The sequence below is a fragment of the Alkalimonas mucilaginosa genome, from assembly GCF_036327005.1.
Classification (GTDB): Bacteria; Pseudomonadota; Gammaproteobacteria; order Enterobacterales; family Alteromonadaceae; genus Alkalimonas; species Alkalimonas mucilaginosa.
In genome coordinates, this window is sequence record NZ_JAUGZK010000001.1 from 250,331 (window position 1) to 270,407 (window position 20,077).

11 protein-coding genes are annotated in these 20,077 nt (G+C 56.4%); 4 read left to right on the forward strand and 7 right to left on the reverse strand.

All coding sequences use genetic code 11. The features are described from left to right. Positions 1–8 precede the first annotated feature (8 nt). The 4 genes from QWF21_RS01105 to QWF21_RS01120 all read left to right on the forward strand — a co-directional run bounded on the left by QWF21_RS01105 (position 9) and on the right by QWF21_RS01120 (position 9,500). Positions 9–3,317 carry an efflux RND transporter permease subunit gene (locus tag QWF21_RS01105; RefSeq protein WP_330086187.1) on the forward strand — a complete coding sequence of 1,103 codons (3,309 nt, stop codon included), beginning with the start codon at positions 9–11 and terminating at the stop codon, positions 3,315–3,317. Beyond that, on the forward strand, positions 3,310–6,375 hold the full coding sequence (locus QWF21_RS01110) for an efflux RND transporter permease subunit (RefSeq protein ID WP_330086188.1): 3,066 nt from the start codon (positions 3,310–3,312) through the stop codon (positions 6,373–6,375). The genes QWF21_RS01105 and QWF21_RS01110 overlap by 8 nt, the downstream gene beginning before the upstream one ends. Before the next feature lie 146 nt (positions 6,376–6,521). Next, a complete protein-coding gene (locus QWF21_RS01115; protein WP_330086189.1) occupies positions 6,522–7,586 on the forward strand; it encodes a sulfate/molybdate ABC transporter ATP-binding protein in 1,065 nt (354 codons plus the stop codon). A gap of 75 nt (positions 7,587–7,661) precedes the next feature. Further along, the gene (locus QWF21_RS01120) at positions 7,662–9,500 is read left to right on the forward strand and encodes an SLC13 family permease (RefSeq protein ID WP_330086190.1); all 1,839 of its coding nucleotides are present in this window, start codon (positions 7,662–7,664) and stop codon (positions 9,498–9,500) included. 23 nt (positions 9,501–9,523) lie between these two features. On the opposite strand, the gene cysW is transcribed toward QWF21_RS01120, so the two are convergent. The 7 genes from cysW to QWF21_RS01155 all read right to left on the reverse strand — a co-directional run bounded on the left by cysW (position 9,524) and on the right by QWF21_RS01155 (position 19,938). After that, positions 9,524–10,357, reverse strand: coding sequence for a sulfate/thiosulfate ABC transporter permease CysW (cysW, locus tag QWF21_RS01125; protein ID WP_330086191.1), 834 nt, complete (start codon positions 10,355–10,357; stop codon positions 9,524–9,526). Beyond that, a complete protein-coding gene (gene cysT / locus QWF21_RS01130; protein ID WP_330086192.1) occupies positions 10,354–11,199 on the reverse strand; it encodes a sulfate/thiosulfate ABC transporter permease CysT in 846 nt (281 codons plus the stop codon). Before cysT ends, cysW begins: the two co-directional genes overlap by 4 nt. A gap of 18 nt (positions 11,200–11,217) precedes the next feature. Then, positions 11,218–12,225 (reverse strand): thiosulfate ABC transporter substrate-binding protein CysP, encoded by a 1,008-nt coding sequence (gene cysP, locus QWF21_RS01135; protein WP_330086193.1) that lies wholly within the window; start codon positions 12,223–12,225, stop codon positions 11,218–11,220. Between the two features lie 121 nt (positions 12,226–12,346). Then, the gene (gene chrA / locus QWF21_RS01140; protein WP_330086194.1) at positions 12,347–13,627 is read right to left on the reverse strand and encodes a chromate efflux transporter; all 1,281 of its coding nucleotides are present in this window, start codon (positions 13,625–13,627) and stop codon (positions 12,347–12,349) included. Between the two features lie 129 nt (positions 13,628–13,756). Continuing rightward, positions 13,757–14,227: a hypothetical protein gene (locus QWF21_RS01145; protein ID WP_330086195.1), complete on the reverse strand. Its 471-nt coding sequence runs from the start codon at positions 14,225–14,227 to the stop codon at positions 13,757–13,759. A gap of 6 nt (positions 14,228–14,233) precedes the next feature. Then, complete coding sequence (locus QWF21_RS01150) at positions 14,234–16,558, reverse strand: S8 family serine peptidase (RefSeq protein WP_330086196.1); 2,325 nt, start codon at positions 16,556–16,558, stop codon at positions 14,234–14,236. Positions 16,559–16,728: 170 nt separating this feature from the next. Then, positions 16,729–19,938: an amidohydrolase family protein gene (locus tag QWF21_RS01155; RefSeq protein WP_330086197.1), complete on the reverse strand. Its 3,210-nt coding sequence runs from the start codon at positions 19,936–19,938 to the stop codon at positions 16,729–16,731. Positions 19,939–20,077 lie beyond the last annotated feature (139 nt).

A 20,077-nucleotide genomic window follows, 5' to 3' on the forward strand; every position in this document is an offset into this window, starting at 1 on the left:
GACGCCCTATGAAACTGGTTGATGTCGCGGTTGCCCGCCCTGTTGCTATCTGGATGTTTACTTTTGGTATCCTGTTGTTTGGTCTGGTGTCGTTAAGCCGTTTGGCGGTGAACTTATTACCGGACTTGTCCTACCCAACCCTGACGCTGCGCACTGAGTTTGCCGGCGCAGCGCCGGCCGAAGTGGAGCAGCTGATCAGCAAGCCGATTGAAGAAGCGCTTGGTGTGGTCAAAGGCGTGCGCCGGGTGCAGTCGGTGTCACGGGCGGGTCGCTCCGATGTGGTGCTGGAGTTTGACTGGGGCACCGATATGGATCTGGCCAGCATGGATGTGCGGGAAAAGCTCGACATTCTGATGCTGCCGCTCGATAGCGACAAACCGGTGTTGCTGCGCTTTAACCCCAATCTGGAGCCGGTGCTGCGACTGGCGCTTAGCCGCGAGCAAGGCTTGCAGAGCGAACGCCAACTGGTCGAGCTGCGCACCTTTGCCGACGAAGAATTACGCCGCTGGATGGAAGCCCTGCCGGGTGTGGCGGCGGTCCGGCCGGATGGAGGTCTGAGCCAGGAAATTCAGGTGCTGGTCGACCCGAACAAACTCAGCCAGTTGCAATTGGATGTGCACCTGATCAGCAGCCGGCTAAAGCAGGAAAACCTTAATCTGGCCGGTGGCCGCTTAGAAACGCCGGGCTACGATTACCTGGTGCGCACCATCAATCAGTTTCAGCAACTGAGCGATATGGAAAATCTGTACCTGACCACCATTGATGGCAGCCGCATTTTACTGAAAGACGTGGCTGAAGTACGTGATGCCTTCGCCGACAGGCGCAGTGTCACCTACGTCAATGGCCAGGAAGCGATTGAAGTCGCCATCTACAAAGAAGGCGATGCCAACACCGTCGAGGTTGCCGAGCGGGTGCTGGCCGAACTGCCCAGGCTGCAACAGCGGTTACCGGCCGGGTATCAACTGACGCTGGTGTACGATCAGTCGGCCTTTATCAAGCAAGCCATTGCCGATGTCAAATCCGCCGCCATGATTGGTGGTGCTTTGGCAATGCTGGTGCTGTATCTGTTTTTACGCAATGTCTGGGCAACCGTGATTATTTCGGTGTCCATTCCGGTGTCGGTGATTGCCACCTTTAATTTGATGTATGGCCAGGGCATTACCCTGAATATGATGAGCCTGGGCGGCATTGCGCTGGCGGTCGGCTTGCTGGTCGATAACGCCATTGTGGTGCTGGAGAACATTGCCCGTCACCGGGAGCAGGGTGCGGATGCGCCGACGGCTGCCCGCAAAGGCACCGGCGAGGTGGCCATGGCCATTACCGCTTCGACGCTGACCACCGTAGCGGTGTTTTTCCCGCTGGTTTTTGTCGAGGGCATTGCCGGCCAGCTGTTTCGCGATCAGGCGTTAACCGTTACCTTTGCGCTGCTGGTGTCTTTGCTGGTGGCGCTGACCTTAATTCCAACCATGGCAGCGCGGCAGTTGCGGCGCCCGCAAGCTTCTGGCGATGCAGATTTATTGAAAGAGCCAGCAAGTTTCCGCTGGTTGCCTGAGCGCTGGTATCTGTTGCCACAGAAGCCGCAGCGCTGGCCACTGATGCCGCTGCGCTGGGCGCTGAAAGGACTGCAGACGTCGCTACAAGCGGTACTGGCCTTGCTATTGCTGCTATGGCGGGCGCTTGGCTGGTTATTGGGGCGTCTGTTCTCACCTTTGCTTTGGCTGGTGCAGGGCGCTTTGCGCCACCTGACCAGGGCCTATCGCACACTGTTGGGGCTGGCGCTGCAAGCCAAGCTCGGCACCATCGGCATCACCTTGGTACTGGCCGCGCTTTGCTACAGTGTGCTGCCACGCCTCGGCGCCAATGTGCTGCCGGAAATGGCGCAGGGCGAGTTTTACCTGGAAGTGCAATTGCCGATTGGCTCGGCCATTGAGCAAACCGATGCGCTGATGACCGAACTGGCGGTCTTTGCCGCAGGCTTGCCGGAGATTGAGCGCAGTTATGGCCAGGCCGGTACTGGTAGTCAGATGACGGTCGATCCAAGCATTGGCGGCAGTCACTGGGGGCGCCTGTCGCTGGTATTGGCGGGTGGCGCCGATCCTTCGGCCGAAGCGCGTAGCATTGAGCAGCTGCGCAGCTTCCTGGCGCGTTACCCGGATGTGCAGGCCCGCTTTGAGCGGCCGCAGCTGCTGAGTTTTAGCACACCGCTGGAAATTGAGCTGGCCGGTTACGAGCTGGCCGAGCTAAAAAACGCAGCCGATGCACTGGTGCAGCGCTTGCAGCAGGAAGGACGTTTTAGCGACGTGAAAAGCAGCCTGCGTCCCGGTCAACCGGAGCTGACGCTGTACTTTGATCACAGCCGGCTGGCACAGCTTGGCCTGACGGCCCGAGAAGTGGCGCAGCGGGTGGCTGTCTATGTTGGTGGCGATGTCGCTGGTCAGTTCTCAGTGCAGGATCGGAAAATTGATATTCGGGTACGGCTGGACGAAGCCTACCGTCAGACCGAGCAGCAACTGGCGGAGCTGGTGATTAACCCCGGCAGTGCCACGCCACTGCCACTGGCTGCAGTAGCCGATATTCGCCGTGAACTCGGCCCCAGCGAAATCACCCGCATTGCCCAGCAGCGGGTGGCTGTGGTCAGCGCCAATCTGGCTTATGGTGATCTGGAGCAGGCCACCCAGCTGGCGCGTCAGCTGCTGGCCGAGCAAATGCTGCCCTTTGGCGTGGTGGCCGAAGTTGTCGGGCAAAGTGAAGAAATGAGCCGGGCTTATAAGTCCTTGCTGATGGCATTGTTGCTGGCGGTGTTCCTGGTGTATCTGGTGATGGCCTCGCAGTTCGAAAATCTGCTGCAGCCACTGGTGATCCTGTTCACCGTGCCGCTGGCGGGTGCCGGTGCGCTTCTTGGGCTCTGGCTGACCGGCACCGGCTTGTCGGTGATTGTCTTTATTGGTCTTATCATGCTGGCCGGTATTGTGGTCAACAACGCCATCGTACTGATTGATCGCATCAATCAACTGCGCCAAAACGGTTTGGCGCTGGCCGATGCGGTGCTGCAAGCCGGCGAGAGTCGTTTGCGCCCGGTACTGATGACCACTCTGACCACGGTGCTGGGCTTGTTGCCACTGGCTCTTGGTTCCGGCGAGGGCAGCGAGGTTCGGGCACCGATGGCCATTACCGTGATCTTTGGCCTCTTGCTTTCTACCTTGCTGACGCTGGTGTTTATTCCTGTGCTGTATGCGCTGGTGAGCCCGGATCGTGCGCCTGGCATTGAGCCGGCAGCAACCGAAGCTGCTGATTTGCCGGAGGTGCAGCATGACTGAGCAACCATTGGCCATAACCCGGCTGGCACTCAGCCGGCCCATCACCGTCTGCATGTTGTGCATTTCGTTGCTGCTGTTTGGCGTGCTGGCCAGCCGTTTGTTGCCGCTGGAAAAATTCCCCGGCATCGACATTCCGGAGATCTACATTCAGGCGCCATACCCCAATGCTACGCCAGCCGAGATCGAGCGCTTGATCACCCGGCCAATTGAAGAAGCACTGGCAACGGTCTCAGGTATTCAGGAAATGCGCAGTTTCTCCAACGAGAACAGCGCCGATATTTCGCTGATGTTTAACTGGGATGAGCCCATTCGCAGTAAAAACATGGAAGTGCGCGAACGGCTGGATGCGGTACGCGCCCAGTTGCCAGCTGATCTGGAGCGGGTTTTTGTCTTTCAGTTTAATACCGACGACATGCCGATTTTCCAGCTGCGTATTTCCAGTGAGCGGGATTTAGCCCTGGCCTACGATTTGCTCGAACAGCACATCAAGCGTCCGTTAGAGCGGGTGCCTGGGGTATCGAAAGTCGAGCTCTATGGCGTGGATAAACGCCAGGTCATTATCCGGCTCGATCCGGCCCGGTTGCATGCGCTCAATGTCGATCCGGCGCAGCTACTGGTACAGCTTCGGCAAAGCAACTTTGCTATCACGGCCGGCAGTTTGCAAAACCCGGAGCAGCATATACTGGTCAAGCCGGTCGGTGAGTTTCGCTCGCTGAGCGAAATTGAGCGCCTGCCCATTCGCCCCGGCCTGCAGCTATCCGATGTGGCAACCGTGGCGCTGGAGCTACCAAAACGCGAGGATGGCCGGCATTTAAACCAGACCTATGCGGTTGGCATGAATGTATTTAAAGACTCCGGTGCCAACCTGGTTGAGGTGGCCAATGCGGCGATGGCGGTGGTGCGCGCCGCCGATCAGAATCCGGCCTTTTCCGGCATTCAGCTCTATGTGATGGACGATATGGCCAAGGGTGTGACGTCCTCGCTGCGTGACTTGCTGCTGGCCGGCAGCATTGGCGCTGGCTTGTCCTTTGTGGTGTTGTTTATGTTCTTACGCCACCTGGCCACCACTTTGGTGGTAGTGCTGTCGGTGCCTGCCGCCATCATTATGGCACTGGGTGCGATGTATTTTCTTGGGTATAGCTTAAATATCCTTAGCATGATGGGCCTGATGCTGGCCATTGGTATGCTGGTGGATAATGCCGTGGTGGTGACCGAAAGCATTTTTCGTGAGCGGGCTTTGGGCGGTGATGTTCGGGCGGCCACCGAGCGTGGGGTGCGCCGGGTCAGTCTGGCGGTGCTGGCGGGTACTGCCACTACTGCCATCGTGTTTTTACCCAACATCATTGGCCAGAAAATGGATCTGACCATTTTCCTTGAGCATGTCGCCATTGCCATCTGCTTGTGTCTGGGTATTTCTTTGGTACTGGCGCTTAGTTTAATTCCGCTGTTAACCACCCGGCTGAAAGTACCAGAGCAGGATGGTGCCAAATCTGCATTTGGTGAACGTCGCTATGCCAGGCTGCTTGGCGCTGTGATGCGCTTTCCGAAACTGTCCGGTTTGTTGGCCTTGCTGGTGCTTGGCAGCATTGTGATCCCGCTGGGGCAGGTCGGCAGCGGTGATGGCGATATGGAAGACAACAGCCGCATCTTTATGAACTACCGGGTGCAGGGCAATTACAGCCAGGAGGAAGTGCGGGCCGAAGTCAGCCAAATGGAAGCGTATTTGTACGACAACCAGCAGCGTTTTCACATTGATTCGGTGTACAGCTATTACCGGGCTGGCTACGCCATCTCCATTATTTTATTAAAAGACGACTTGCCGATGCCACTGGCCCAGTTGCGTCAGCAAATTCAGGCCGACTGGCCAGCGTTGGTGCGCTCGCGGCCATCCTTTAGTTTTGGCGGCGGCGGTGGCGGTTTGCAATTGCATCTGCTGGGCCCTTCCACTGAGGTTTTGCTGGAGCAGGCAGCGATGCTGGAGCCGATGCTCAGCAGCCTGGCTGCGCTTGATAACGTTAGCTCCGATCTGGAGCGCGGCCAGCAGGAAGTGCAGATTGTGCTGAACAAAGATGAACTGGCGCGGCTGGACCTGCCCGCCAGTCTGGTGGCCGAGCGGGTAGCGCTGGCGCTGCGTGGTGCCAATTTGCGTACTTACCGCACCGAGCAACAGGGCGAAGTGCAGCTTCGGGTGCAGTTTGATGAGCGCATCAGCCAGTCGTTGGCCGAGCTGGCAGCTCTGCCCATCCTGGTGCAGGCGGGCAGCAGCATTCAGTTGCAGCAACTGGCCGAGCTCAACATAGCCCCACGGCTATCACGCATTGGCCGGCTGAACCGTCAAACCGGCATCGCGCTGAGCATGAGCCTGGCCGATGGCGCTACCATGGAGCAGGCGCAGCAACAAATCCGTCAGTTGATGCAGCAAGTTGATTTACCGGCTGGTTATCAGTGGTCTTTTCATGGTGCTTTTCAGCGCCACGATGAAGCGCAGCAGGTGATGCTGGTCAATATGCTGCTGGCTGTAGCGATGATCTACATTGTAATGGCGGCCTTGTTTGAGTCTTTGTTAATGCCCAATGCCGTGATTGGCTCCTTGTTGTTTTCGCTGGTCGGGGTGTTCTGGACCTTTCTGCTCACCGGCACCTCGATGAGCATTATGGGCATGATTGGCATGCTGGTGCTAATGGGCATCGTCGTGAATAACGGCATCGTGCTGGTGGATCGCATCAATCAGGAGCGGCAATTGCAGCCAGAGACAGCACTGAAAGAGGTGATCGTCGCAGCCTGCACTGCACGGCTCAGACCCATTCTGATGACAGTCTCGACCACAGTGCTCGGTTTGTTGCCACTGGCGCTGGGCGGTACTCAGCTGGCCGGCGATGGCCCAAGCTACGCCCCAATGGCCATTGCCATTATCGGCGGCCTGCTGTTCTCCACCTTAACCAGTTTGCTGCTGGTGCCACTGACCTACTACGCACTGGTTCGGCTGCGTGAAGCAACCAGCCGGCTGCTGCAAGGCAGTAGCCGTTGGGCGAATCAAGTGTGGCAAGTGCAGTCGTAGTGACAGGCGGCCACAGCGCCGCTTTAGACTTAAAGCAGTTATATGCAATTTAGCTATAGATTTAGCGGATTTAAGTATTTTTACTTCTTTAGTGCACCCGCTATCATAGCTGCAGTTGGAATGGGTGGGTCACTGATGAGGTAAGCATGAGCATTCGTATTGAAGGTATTCAAAAGCGCTTTGGCGATTTTGTCGCGCTGGATAACCTTGATCTCAGCATTCGAAGCGGTGAGCTAACTGCCTTGCTGGGGCCGTCCGGCTCTGGCAAAACCACTTTGCTGCGGATTATTGCCGGGCTGGAACAGGCTGATAGCGGCCGGGTGCACTTTAATGAGCAGGACATCACCGGTCAGCATGTCAGTGAGCGTGGCGTTGGCTTCGTGTTTCAGCACTATGCGCTCTTTAAGCACATGACGGTGTTTGACAACGTGGCTTATGGTTTAACGGTAAAGCCAAAAAAGCTGCGGCCATCCAAAGCAGAGATCGATAAAAAAGTACGGGAGCTGCTGGAGCTGGTGCAGCTGGGCTGGACGGCAGAGCGCTACCCGGCCCAGTTATCCGGCGGTCAGCGCCAGCGTATTGCGCTGGCACGGGCTTTGGCGGTGGAGCCCAAAGTCTTGCTGCTGGATGAGCCTTTTGGTGCGCTGGATGCCAAAGTGCGCGCCGAACTGCGCCGCTGGCTGCGCCGTCTGCACGATGAAATTCACATTACCAGTGTCTTTGTCACCCACGATCAGGAAGAAGCGCTGGAAGTAGCCGATCGCATTGTGGTGATGAATAAAGGCCGCATCGAGCAGGAAGGCAGCCCGGATGAGGTGTACGACAAACCGGCCAATCCTTTTGTCTATGAGTTTTTGGGCAATGTGAACCTGTTTCGGGCCCGGGTGCAGCAAGGCAAAAGCCGGATTGGCTCGGAAGAAGTGCCATCGCCAGAACACAGCCAGGTCGAAGAGCAGCAGGGGTTTGCCTATGTTCGCCCGCATGAAATTGATGTCTTTACCGAGGCGCACAGCGACCGCATTGCGGTCACCCTGGATCTGATCACCCTGGTGGGGCCAACGGCCCGGCTGGAAGTGCTTAGGACAGATGACCAACAGCTGATCCACATTGAACTGCCGAAAGAGCACTTCAAGGCTCTCAACCTACAACAGGGCGATACCGCCTGGATCAAGCCCCGCTACAGCCAGGTCTTTTTAGGCGAAGGCATTTAAATCAGCCTGATTTAACAGGTATTTTGGTTTACCATTAGGCTTCGAGTGTTGCTTTAGAATCGGAGCCTGCCCCTTATGAATGCAGAGTTGCTGTTAGTCCTGGCTATGTTGTTGCTCTGCATGGGCTGTTTTGCTGCCAACAAGCCCCGAACCGATGTGGTTGCTCTGGTGGTGCTGGCGGTCTTTCCTTTAACCGGCCTGTTGACTGTGCAGCAAACTTTGGCCGGTTTTAGCGATCCTGCGGTGATTTTGATAGCTGCGCTCTTTGTGGTGGGGGATGGTTTGGTCCGAACCGGCATTGTCTACCGTTTAGGCGACTGGCTGGTCCGGGTGTCGGGCAATAGCGAAATCCGCTTGTTGATCTTGCTGATGCTGTCGGTAGCGGCTCTGGGCTCCATTATGAGTTCCACCGGCGTGGTGGCGATTTTTATTCCGGTGGTGCTGAGCATCTGTGCCCGGCTCAATATTGCGCCCGGCCGCTTGATGATGCCGCTGGCTTTTGCAGCCCTGATCAGTGGTATGCAAACTCTGGTTGCGACACCGCCCAATATGGTGGTGCAAAGCGAACTGCAGCGCCAGGGCATGGATGGTTTTCATTTCTTTAGTTTTACCCCGATAGGCCTGGTGGTACTGCTGATGGGAGTGGGCTACATGCTGTTGGCCCGCCGCTGGTTAAACCCCCAACTGGAAGCCGGACAAAGCGGCGCGCCACGCTTAAAGCTGAGTGATCTGGCCCGGAACTACCGTTTAAAAGAGCGTGAGCTGCGACTGAAAGTGTTGCCTGGCTCCCCTTTGCTGGAGCAGCAGTTGAATGAGCTGGCGCTGCGCAAAGAGTTTGGCATCAACGTGGTGGCTATTGAGCGCCAGCAACGCTTTCGGACCTTGCTGCTAAATGCCACCGGCAATACGCTGGTGCAAGCCGGCGATATCTTGCTGGTGGATTTGGCCGATCCTTCGATGGAGTTGCTGCCAAGTTGTCAGCATCTGGGCCTGGAGCCGCAGCCGCTCAGTCACTCGTACTTTTCGTTTCATGCCCATGAGCTTGGGTTGGCCGAAGTGGCCTTTCCACCTGAGTCCTCGTTGCCGGGCAAAACCATCCAGCAACTGGCGTTTCGTAGCCAGTACAAACTAAATGTGGTGGGGCTGCGCCGCAAGGGGGAAGCTTTGCTGGGCGTGTTGGTCGATGAGGTATTGCAGCCTGCTGATAAGCTGTTGGTCGCCGGCAACTGGAAAGATATTCACCAGCTGCAGCAACAAAGCCGGGATTTTCTGGTGCTCAGCCTGCCTGCCGAAGTGGATGAAGTAACTCCCGCAGCCCGCAAAGCGCCGCATGCATTGTTTTGTCTGGCCTTGATGGTGCTGCTGATGGTCAGCGGTGTGGTACCCAATGTGATAGCTGCCCTGCTCACCTGCTTGTTGATGGGTGCTTTGCGCTGCATCGATCTGAACAGCGCCTACAAGGCGATCCACTGGCCCAGCCTGATCTTAATTGTGGGGATGTTGCCGTTTGCGTTAGCGCTGCAGCAAACCGGCGGCATTGATTTGGCAGTCGGCAGTCTGCTCTACCTGGTCGGTGAGCGGGGGGATTATGCGCTGCTGGCGGCACTCTTTGTGCTGACTGCTGTCACCGGCTCTTTTGTCTCCAATACGGCGACGGCAGTACTGATGGCTCCGGTGGCGGTATCCCTGGCCAACAGTCTGGGCGCTTCGCCGTATCCTTTTGCCATGATGGTGGCTGTAGCGGCTTCGGCGGCTTTTATGACGCCGGTCTCTTCCCCAATTAATACGCTGGTGTTGCAGCCGGGGAAATACCGCTTTTTCGACTTTGTGCGGATTGGCACTCCGTTTACTGTCTTGGTGCTTGTGGTCAGTGTGCTGCTGGTGCCTTTGCTGTTTCCGCTTTACCCGGCCTGAGGCAACCTAAAGCAGCAATTCTGTCAGGAGCTTTCCCGCGCCAGCTTCCACTGCAAAAAGGCTTTCACCACCAAAGTAGCGATGGCAATCAGAGTCAAAATAGCCGCAGCAATAAAGGCACCGGCGGTGTTGTAGTCCTGCTGCAGCAGCTCGATGTGCAGCGGCAAGGTGTTGGTCTGGCCGCGAATGGTGCCGGAGACCACCGACACAGCGCCAAATTCACCGACAGCGCGCGCATTGGTCAGAATCACACCATACAGCAGGGCCCAGCGGATATTGGGCAGGGTAATGTCCCAGAACACCTTCCAGCCGCTGGCACCCAGCAGTACGGCGGCTTCTTCCTGTTCGGTGCCAAGCATAGACATCAAAGGCACCAGCTCCCGTACCACAAAGGGGCAGGATACAAAGACGGTGACCATCACCAGGCCGGGCCAGGCGAACATCAGTTGCAAGTCGTATTGATCCAGCAGGTTGGCAAAAGGCCCGTTGGCACCGTACAACAGCAAATACAGCAAACCGGCCACCACAGGCGAGACCGCAAAAGGAATATCAATCAACGTCAGCAGCAAGCGGCGGCCGGGAAAGGTAAAACGGGTGACACACCAGGCAATCAGGGTGCCAAACACCAGATTAATCGGCACGGTCAGGCCAGCGACAAACAAGGTCAGACCAATGGCGTGCAACATATCCGGCTCGGTCAGATTGTGCCAAAGCCCACCCAAGCCGGCCGACATGGCGGCGACAAAAATAAACACCAGTGGGATCACCAGCAGCAATACCGTTAAAGTAACGCCGGTACCAATCAGCACCGGACGCAACCAGCGCTGCTGGCTGTTCAGTTGGTTAGCGGGCTTCATTTTAAGCCCCCGGTGATGTGCTGGTAGCGCTGCTGAATGCCATTGATGATAAAGAGCAGCAGCAAAGAGGCCAGCAGCACCACACTGGCAATGGCCGCAGCAGCGGCATAGTCAAATTCCTGCAGCCGGATAAAGATCATCAGCGAGGTGACTTCGGTTTGCCATGGCAGGTTGCCGGCAATAAAAATGACCGCACCAAACTCGCCTAAGCTGCGGGTAAAGGCCAGTGCGGTGCCGGTCAGTAGGGCTGGTTTAATTTCCGGCAAAATAATGCGGAAAAAGGTTTGAAAGGGGCTGGAGCCTAAGGTAGCCGCGGCTTCTTCGTACTCTGGGCCAAACTCTTCCAGCACCGGCTGCACGGTGCGCACCACAAAGGGCACGCTGGTAAAGATCATCGCCAGCACAATACCAAGCCAGGTGTAGGACACCTTGATATCCCACAGCGCCAGGTACTGGCCGAGCCAGCCCTGAGTGGAAAAAATAGCCGCCAGCGTCAGGCCAGCAACAGCCGTTGGCAAGGCAAAGGGCAGGTCCATCAGCCCATCCAGCAGTACCCGGCCGGGGAAGCGATAGCGGGTTAAAATCCAGGCCATCAACAGGCCAAAGAACAAATTAAAGATGCTGGCGACCAGAGCGGCTGAGGCCGTGACTTTGTAGGAGGCGACCACCCGCGGATCGCTGATGATGGACCAGTACTCGGCCCAGCTCAGCTGCGCCGTTTGCACCACCAAACCGGTGATGGGCAATAAAATCACCAGGCTGATAAAAAACAAACTGCTGCCAAGGCTGATGGTAAAGCCTGGCAGCACCCGTTTGCTGCGATTCGCCACAGATCCTAGCATCTTAGCAACGCACTCCGCTTAACGACGCCGACGGCCTTCAGCCAGCAGCCGATCCAGCTCGGCATTGTTGGCAAAATGTTCACGATTGACCTGCTCCCAACTGCCAAACACGGCTTCCACCGTAAACAGCTCGGTGGCAGGGAATTGCTCGGCCACTTCGGCTTTCACCGTGTCGTGATGTACCCGGTAATAGTAGCTGGCCAGCAGCCGTTGCACCGCTTCACTGTACAAAAACTCCAGATAGGCTTTGGCCTGGCTTTCGGTGCCGTTGCGACGGACATTGCGATCAATCCAGGCCACCGGAAATTCGGCCAGCACATTGGTCGGCGGTACCACACGCTCCAGGCCCAGATCCGGATACTGTTTGATGATGTTGTTCACTTCGGATTCAAAGGTGATCAAGACATCGCCGAGATTGCGGTCAATAAAAGAGGTGGTTGCACCGCGGCCGCCGGTATCAAACACCGCGACCCGGGCTAAAAACTCGGTCATCCAGGCGCGGGCAGCCTCACGGTCATCACCAAAGCGTTGCAGGGCATCGCCATAGGCGGCCAGATAGGTGTAGCGGGCATTGCCGGAAGTTTTCGGGTTAGGGAATACCAGGCTGACGCCTTCTTTGGTCAAATCTTCCCAGCTTTGAATGCCTTTCGGATTGCCTTTACGCACTAAAAACGCCATGGTGGAGTAATAGGGTGAGGCATTGTTTGGCAGGCGTTCGCGCCAGTTTTCCGGCAGCAGGTTGCCGCGCTGGTGCAGAATATCGATGTCAGTGCTTTGGTTAAAGGTCACCACATCGGCACGCAGCCCCTGGATAATCGCCTGGGCCTGGCGAGACGAGCCGCCATGCGACTGATTGATGGTGAGGGTTTCGCCGGTTTGCTGCTGCCAGTGCTGCACAAACAGCGGATTAATGTCGGCAAACAGTTCACGGGCAATGTCGTAGCTGCTGTTCAGCAGCTCTTTGGCCTGCAGTGGCAGCGCCAGTTGGGCTCCGAGCAGGGCAGCAGTCAGTAAAATAGCGCGCATAGCAACTCCGAAATAGGCTTTGATTCAGCTAAGTTTAATATGCGCTGCAGTTACCACAAAACGAAATGCTAGTCTGTTTTGTTCTAGATAAGATGCAAAGGTGATAATCTACCAGCCTGCGTTAACCAACCAGCAATTGCCAGCCCATGCCCAGCAAAGCGCAGCTGCCAAGCAGAGTAAAAAGCCCACGTTTGAAGCCAAACAACAGCAGGCAGGCGACAAGCGTCAGCGCTAGCATGGCAAGATTGATGCTAGCTAGCTCTGGCAGCAGCAAGCGCAGGCCATAGCCTTCCAGAACCTGGCGCTCGGCAAATAGCACATTCAGACTGAACCACAGCGCCAGATTGGCAATCACCCCCACCACAGCGGCGGTAATACCCGCCAGCGCTTTGGACAGCGCCTGATGATGGCGCAGCTTTTCGACGTAGGGTGCCCCGGCGAAGATCCAGACAAAGCAAGGCAAAAAGGTGACCCAGGTGGTGAGAATGGCAGCCAGCACAGCGCCACCAATACCGTACTCACGAAAACCGGCCAGAAAACCAACAAACTGGGTGACCAGGATCAGCGGGCCAGGCGTGGTTTCGGCCAGGCCCAGGCCATCGACCATTTCACCCGGTTGCAACCAGCCGTAGTGCTCGACCCCTTGCTGGGCGACATAACCGAGCACCGCATAGGCACCACCAAAGGTCACTACCGCCAGCTTGGAAAAAAACAGCGCCAACTGACTGAAAACCTGATCGCCACCCAGCAGCCACAACAGGCCAAAGACGGTCAGGGCCCAAAGCGTTGCACAGCCAACGGCCGCGGTTTTGGTGCCGGGGCGAAGCTCGGGGGTTATCTTGGCATCTTCCTTTGCTGCGCTGTCCGGATAAAGTTTTGCGCTGAGGTAGCCGATTAACCCTGCACCCAGCACCACCAGCGGGAAGGGCAGGTTAAAGGCAAACAGCGCGATAAAACCGCCGATGGCCAGAGCCCAGGCCAGCTGGTTTTTCAGCGCTTTTTGACTGATGCGAAACAAGGCCTGCAGCACGATGGCCAGCACCGCCGCTTTTAAACCAAAGAACAGTCCCTGCACCAGCGACACATCCCCCAGCAGCACATAAAGCAAGGAGAGCAGCAAAATCAGCACAGCGCCTGGGACAATAAACAAAATACCGGCCACCAGGCCGCCTTTAACGCCATGCAACAGCCAGCCGATGTAGGTCGCCAGCTGCTGGGCCTCGGGCCCGGGCAGCATCATGCAGTAATTGAGCGCATGCAAAAAACGGGCTTCATCGACCCAGCGTTTTTCTTCCACCAGAATGCGGTGCATCAGGGCAATTTGCCCGGCCGGGCCGCCAAAACTAAGCAAGCCTATGCGCCACCAGACGGCGAGGGCTTCACGAAAGGAGATATCCAACATCAGCTAAGGATTCTTCGCTTTTTAAAAACAACAGTATAGCGGTTTTTACTGGTGGGACTATGACAAAAATGTGACACTGATTTAGGCGAAAAAGGCCAGCCGAGGCTGGCCTTACCCATACACTGCGCTTTATCTGGTTTTATAGCGCTGTTCACGCACATCAAGCCGGACATTTTTGACTGCGCTATGCTGCAGCAATTGCGCCTGCAATGCCAGTAGATCGGTTTCATTGTCGGCTTGCAGCAACAGCAATTGCCGTTGTTGTTGCAGCACCGTCAGCGGAAACTCGGCCAGCAGACTGGCCGTGTCGGCCTGATCTTCAAGCAACAGCAAAAGCTGACCACTAACCTGGCCGGTCTGGCCGCTGTAGCGATTGACCACCAGACTATTGGCGCGGATCACGGCTGATGTTGGGGCCGCAGGCGTGCCTGTACTGGCATTGGCCTGCTGGGATTTACTTTGACGGTTGTGAGGACCGCTGAACGAAGATGTGGCCTCCGGTTGCAGCAAGCGGTAGGCACCAAAGGTGGTTTCAGCCAGGCTGCAGGCTGAAAAGGCCGCCAGGCAAGCGATAAGACAGAGTTGTTTGGCGTAAGTCATCGGTGATTACTCCTTGCTGTGGCCAATAATACGCAGGGCGGCACCGTCCAATCGTGATGGCACGGCGTTGTTTTCAATCCAGTCGAAATCGAACTCGGTGTCTGCTACCGCAAAACTATCGGCAGCCAGGTCGAACAGCTGAACTGTCCAGTTGCCGGTACTGGTTTCACCGTAAAAAGCATTGCTGCGTAAGACGGAGTCTTTCAGAATGTAGCCATCCTGGGCAGCCCAGTCTTCATCCAGTGCCGGCAACAGCAAGGCCTGGCGGGATGCCAGCAGCACGCTGCGGGTACCGGATGGGGAGGTGAGTACCACCGCCAGATCACTGCCGGCACTGGTTTGGGTGCTGCCATGTGCTGTGATGCGACCGAACTCCAGCAGCTCCGGGTTACGCACGGTGAGTTTGAGCTGTACTGTTTCAATCACCAATTGCTCTGGCATGGTCAGCGTGGTGCTGACGCCGCTGGCACTGTGATCCGGGATAACCAGATTGGCTGGGGTAGCATCACCATAAAGGCCGGTGCCATGCCAGGGGCTGTAAGTTTTGGCTGGCAGTTGCCAGTTGCCTTGCTGCAAGCGCTGAAAAGCGGCACCGGCTTGTACCAGGCCAAAGCCGTAATGGTTATTGAAAGCATAACCAGCGGCATTTTCGACCCAGCCGCTGTGTGCTTCAAAGCTGCCGTTTGGCAGGCTTAACCGAATCACCGGATCCTCTGGGTGCACTCGTTTGGCGGTGCTAATTAGCAGATGTTGCAACTCGCGTGCTGTTAAAGCAGGTTCTGCTTCCAGCAACAAGGCGGCAACGCCACTGACCATAGGTGCAGCCGAGGAGGTACCATTAAAGCGGGCAGTGTAATTGCATTCGGGGTTATCGGCGTGGTTGCCACTATCAAACGGATAGAAACCGGCAAATGCACCTTCGCCGATGGCATTGTCAAAATCTGCGGCGGCTGCATCACCGCTGTAGCCGTACAGACAACTCATCAGATCGGCGGTGACAATAGCAGGCAATAGATCACCATCTTCGCCGGCCGGTGCGGTCAGCACCAAATTGGCACCCGCACTGGAGTAGCTGCTTTTATGGCCATTGGGGTTCATGGCAGCCACTATGGTGTAGTAAGGGGTTTGCTGAGCGGATTCCATATTGGCGTTGTAGCAGGTAAGTCCTAGTTCATAGGCACCGTTGTGTTGGCAAAAGTCGCCCTCGTAGAAGTAACCTTCAAACTCATTGCCGGCAGATTTGACGTTCAGGCTACCTTTGCCTGAGCGTAATTCCTCGACACTGAAACGATGCAGCTCTTCTTCCAACTGCGAATAGCCTTGCATCACGGGTAAGGTCACACCATAACTGCGGTTAAAGGCACTGATGTTGTCATCCGTGCTAATGATGGTGTTATCCAGACCATGTACCACCCATTCATCATCCAACCCGGCGGCATAGTCATCGGCCAGCAAATTGATGGCCAGCAACTGACTTTTTGGTGCAACGCCGCGCCCCCCTAGATTATTCCAGCCTTCGGCAGCAATAATACCGGCTACGCTGGTACCGTGATCGCCGGCATTGGGTTGTGACGGGGTTAAAACAGGCGTCGGGTCGTTGCTGCCATCGACCAGATTCAGCGAGCGGCCAGTCAGAATATTGGCAGCCAAATCCTCATGGGCCAGTTGCAGGCCGCTGTCAACCACAACACTGATTGAGCCTTGCCCAAAGATACCTGCTGCAAAGAGTGGTAATAGATCCACATCAAAACCGGCAGCAAGCAAACTGCGGTAGTCATTTAGCAATTGATTCACCAGGCTGGTGGCTTCACTGCGGGACATTGGCTCATCCGGATCTTGAACCAGCAGTTCAATGAGTGCCCGACGAAAGCTATCGCTTTGGGCATAGCTGGTTTGGCCGTTGTTGCGAAGGTGCCACTGCTCTGACGCCAAAGGATCCGACAGCGGTGCGGCTAGCTGCACCATGGCACTGCCCTGACGTCCACCCTGCTGCAGGGTAAAACGAAAACTGACAGCACTGTTGCTAAGGGGTGTGACCCGATAATTCAGGCCATCGACTTCCAGCACGGCACCATTCAGCGTATAGCGACCCTGTACCGGTTGTATCAACTGGCCGTTTTGTTCGATGCGTAGCAACTGGGCAGCGCCTGTTGTGGCTAAAGCACTGGCAAAGCTACCGGTTAAAGGGAGCCAATGCTGGCTGTCGGGATGGCTTAAGTTTTCTACCGCCAGTGGTGGTATGGGCGGCTCTGAACTGCCCGGGCCGCCGGAGCCACCACAGCCCGCCAGCAACAGCAGGCTGATAGCAAGTGCTGATTTTTTCATTAACATACATCTTCACCAGGTTAAAAAGTTGCGGATTTTAAGCATGGCTTGCTGGATTTGTCGAATGAATTTTTGTCTAAGAAGTGTAGAACATGCGGGGGGCAGCTGTATCGGATTTGAACAAGTAAAAAGGTCAGCGAGTGCTGACCTTTGAATCTACCGCAGAAAGCGCCGTGTTAACGGCGCGGCTCAAACTCAAACGGCTGGCGGGCGCGTTCGCGCAGACCAATTTCATTCATGCTTTTCGCATCGAACAAACGGCCGTTGACCATGGTGTATTGTACCTGGTCACTGACCCGGATGTTCTGAAGCGGATTACCATCAATCACAATCAAATCGGCCAGCTTGCCGACTTCAATGCTGCCGAGTTGATGATCCATGCCAAAGGTAATGGCCGGGTTGATGGTGGCGGTACGCAGCGCTTCCAGGGGTGTCATGCCGCCCTGGGCGAACATCCAGATCTCCCAATGGGCACCTAAGCCTTCGCGCTGGCCATGGGCACCGATATTGGCCAGGATGCCACGATCGGACATTTGCTTGGCGGTTTCTACCACCGCAAAGTGGTTGTAGTGATGCTCAGGTGCTTTTTCCCGCCGCATGCTGCGTGGTGCCAGCCGGTCCATCGGCACGTAACGGCTAAGCCGCGGGTGCTGCCAGACTTCGGTGGTGTCGTACCAGTAGTTTTCCCCCCAGATGCCGCCATAAGCGACGTTCAGCGTGGGGGTGTAGGCCATGCTGCTGGCTTCCCACAGTTGCAATACATCTTCGTACACCCGGGCCGAGGGTAGGGCATGCTCCAGTGTGGTGTGGCCATCGACCAGCATGGTCAGGTTGTGTTGCAGCAAGGAGCCGCCTTCCGGCACCACCATCATGCCCATCTCCCGGGCAGCCTGGATCACCTGCTGGCGCTGATCACGCCGTGGCTGGTTGTAGCTTTTTACCGTGAAGGCGCCCACTTTTTGCAACCGCTCAAGATGAAATTTGGCATCATCCAGACTGTCGATGTGCGAGGTAAAGCCTGGCACTTCGGCACCATAAATAATGGTGCCGGTCGAGAAAATACGCGGCCCGGCGATGTGGCCGGCCTGCTGCATTTCACTGGCGGTAAAAATTTCCCGGGTGTTGTTGGACGGGTCGTGAATGCTGGTGACGCCAAAGGTGAGACCTGCGTAGTTCATCCAGTTTTGTTGTGGGATAAGCTGATTCGCCCCCTGCGCGCCGTGGGCATGGGCATCGAACAGGCCTGGCATCAGGGTTTTGCCGCTGATATCAAACACCTTGGCGCCGCGCGGAATGCTGACTGCATCGCGGCTGCCGACAGCGGCAATTTTGTTGTTGGTGATAACCACCACCGCATCCTGCAGCACTTCATCGCCATTCATGGTGATGACCTGGCCGCCCACAAAAGCCACGGAGCCCTGCGGGATATCGGCCGGTACACTAAAGCCCAGTGAGGTGCCGTTTTCGGCGGCAAAGTCGGTTGGCTTTTGCTGATCAAACAAGCCGGCTACTGAAGTGTGGTATAGCTCCGGGCCTAAGGTCCAGTACAGGTGCTGGCTATCGGCGGTCCAGCTGATATGCTCGCCGGCCCGCACCGACAGCTGGCGTACCGGGAACTGGCGGTCGCTGCCGCTGATGTTGATTACGCTGCCGCGCTCAACAAAAGGCGTGACGAATACTTTAAAGCGATCGGTAAAAGCCAGTAATTTGCCATTGGGTGACACCTGAAACTCGGTACCGTGCGCTGCGGTGTACAGCACCCGCTCTTCCTTAGTGGTTAAATCGATGCTGATCAACGCCGGGCCACCGCGGTTGGCCATGGCGTAGACCCGGTCACTGCGCTCGCCAAACATCGGCATGCTGCCCTGACGGGTGAGCAGCTGTGGCTCACCGCCGCCGACCGGCACCTGATACAAGCCGGTATGCAGTGACCACTGCCTGGGCAGAATACTGCCAGCGCCGGCTTTGCGGTACACCACGGTGCGGCCATCCGGACTAAAGGTTGGCTCAACGTATTTGCCAGGCTCGGACACCAGCTCGGTGACGCGATTGTTGCGCAGGTTGAGCAGCTTAACCCGGCCTTGCTGCTGGTCGTTCCAGCTGGTGTACACCAGTTGGCGGCCATCGCGGCTAAACTGCGGGTAGAATTCAAACTCGTCGTTTTGCCGGGTTAGCCGGCGTGGCCGTGGGTTGTCGATGTCGGTCAGGTACAAATGCCCAAGCGCCGAGAATACTGCCCGTTTGCCATCCGGCGAGACCTGCACAAAACGCAGCATCTTCACATCGACGTCGGTTTTATCCAGATCCTGTTGTACCCGCAGCGCGGTCTGGATTTGCTTTTCGGTATCAACCTGGAAAGGGATCTGAGCTAGTTCACGGCTGCGCACATCGATTTTATGCAGCTTGCCAGCGGCCCAGAACACGATATGGCGGTTATCCGGGGTCCAGCTCAGCGTGGGGTAAACGCCATGAATGGCCCAGGTTTCCTGCATATCGCGCTCTAAACCACCGTACAGCTCAATTTGCTCGCCTGTCCTGTTATCGTACAAGAACAGTGTGCTTTGAAAATCACGCCGGCTGATATACGCCAGATAACGGCCATCGTGCGATGGCGTTGGCCGGATAGCGCCACCACGGCCGCCGATAATGGTGTCTATTTCACCGGTCTCCAGCTCAAAGCGCTTGATGCTGTAGATGCCAGATTCAGAGTCCTTGCTATAGTGAAAGGTTTGGCCCGGGGTGTCGTCTTGCGAAAAATAGACGTACTTGCCATCGGGCGAAAAGGCCGGCTCGCCGAGGTCTTTTTGCTGATTGGGCCGTGCAGTCAGCATCACGCCGCTGCCGCCGGTTTTGTGGTACAGCCAGATTTCGCCAGCACCTAACGAGCGGGTGCCGGTAAAGTGCTTACGACCGACCAGAAACTCGCCGTCCGGGCTCCAGGCCGGGCTGTTCAGTAAACGGAAGCTCTCGTTGGTCACCTGCTGGGCATTGCTGCCATCCAGATCCATGATCCAGAGATTATCGCCTCCACCCTGATCGCTGGTAAAAGCAATGTGCTTGCCATCGGGGCTAAAACGCGGCTGCATATTCCAGGCAATGTCATTGGTCAGCGCTGTGGCGGTACCGCCGCTGATTGGCATGGTGTAAATATCGCCCAGCAAATCAAACACCAGGGTGTTGCCATCCGGGCTGACATCGACATTCATCCAGGTGCCCTGGCTGGTGGAAATGGCTACGGTTTTAAACTCGCCCATCGGCTGATTGACTTGCCAGCCTTTGTTTTCGTTTGCCTCGTTTGCGGTGTTATTTGCTTCTTCAGCCAGCAGCGGCGCGCTACCGAGCAGCGCACTGATGGCCAGCACCAGCAGAGTTTTGGAGGTGGTCATAACAGGTTCCTGAGTTGGTTTTATATTTTATTTTGGTTATATACTTGGGTATAGAGCAACCATGCCACAAAATCTGCAGCAGGTTAAGCCGCAGGCTCAGGAAATGGGATTAAGTTGTGGGAATTGGCGATGATTACCG

Excerpts from the sequence above, each read along its gene's own strand:
- QWF21_RS01105 (WP_330086187.1), top strand. The coding sequence starts at position 9 with ATGAAACTGGTTGATGTCGCGGTTGCCCGCCCTGTTGCTATCTGGATG.
- QWF21_RS01110 (WP_330086188.1), top strand. The coding sequence starts at position 3,310 with ATGACTGAGCAACCATTGGCCATAACCCGGCTGGCACTCAGCCGGCCC.
- QWF21_RS01115 (WP_330086189.1), top strand. The coding sequence starts at position 6,522 with ATGAGCATTCGTATTGAAGGTATTCAAAAGCGCTTTGGCGATTTTGTC.
- QWF21_RS01120 (WP_330086190.1), top strand. The coding sequence starts at position 7,662 with ATGAATGCAGAGTTGCTGTTAGTCCTGGCTATGTTGTTGCTCTGCATG.
- cysW (WP_330086191.1), bottom strand. The coding sequence starts at position 10,357 with ATGAAGCCCGCTAACCAACTGAACAGCCAGCAGCGCTGGTTGCGTCCG.
- cysT (WP_330086192.1), bottom strand. The coding sequence starts at position 11,199 with ATGCTAGGATCTGTGGCGAATCGCAGCAAACGGGTGCTGCCAGGCTTT.
- cysP (WP_330086193.1), bottom strand. The coding sequence starts at position 12,225 with ATGCGCGCTATTTTACTGACTGCTGCCCTGCTCGGAGCCCAACTGGCG.
- chrA (WP_330086194.1), bottom strand. The coding sequence starts at position 13,627 with ATGTTGGATATCTCCTTTCGTGAAGCCCTCGCCGTCTGGTGGCGCATA.
- QWF21_RS01145 (WP_330086195.1), bottom strand. The coding sequence starts at position 14,227 with ATGACTTACGCCAAACAACTCTGTCTTATCGCTTGCCTGGCGGCCTTT.
- QWF21_RS01150 (WP_330086196.1), bottom strand. The coding sequence starts at position 16,558 with ATGTTAATGAAAAAATCAGCACTTGCTATCAGCCTGCTGTTGCTGGCG.
- QWF21_RS01155 (WP_330086197.1), bottom strand. The coding sequence starts at position 19,938 with ATGACCACCTCCAAAACTCTGCTGGTGCTGGCCATCAGTGCGCTGCTC.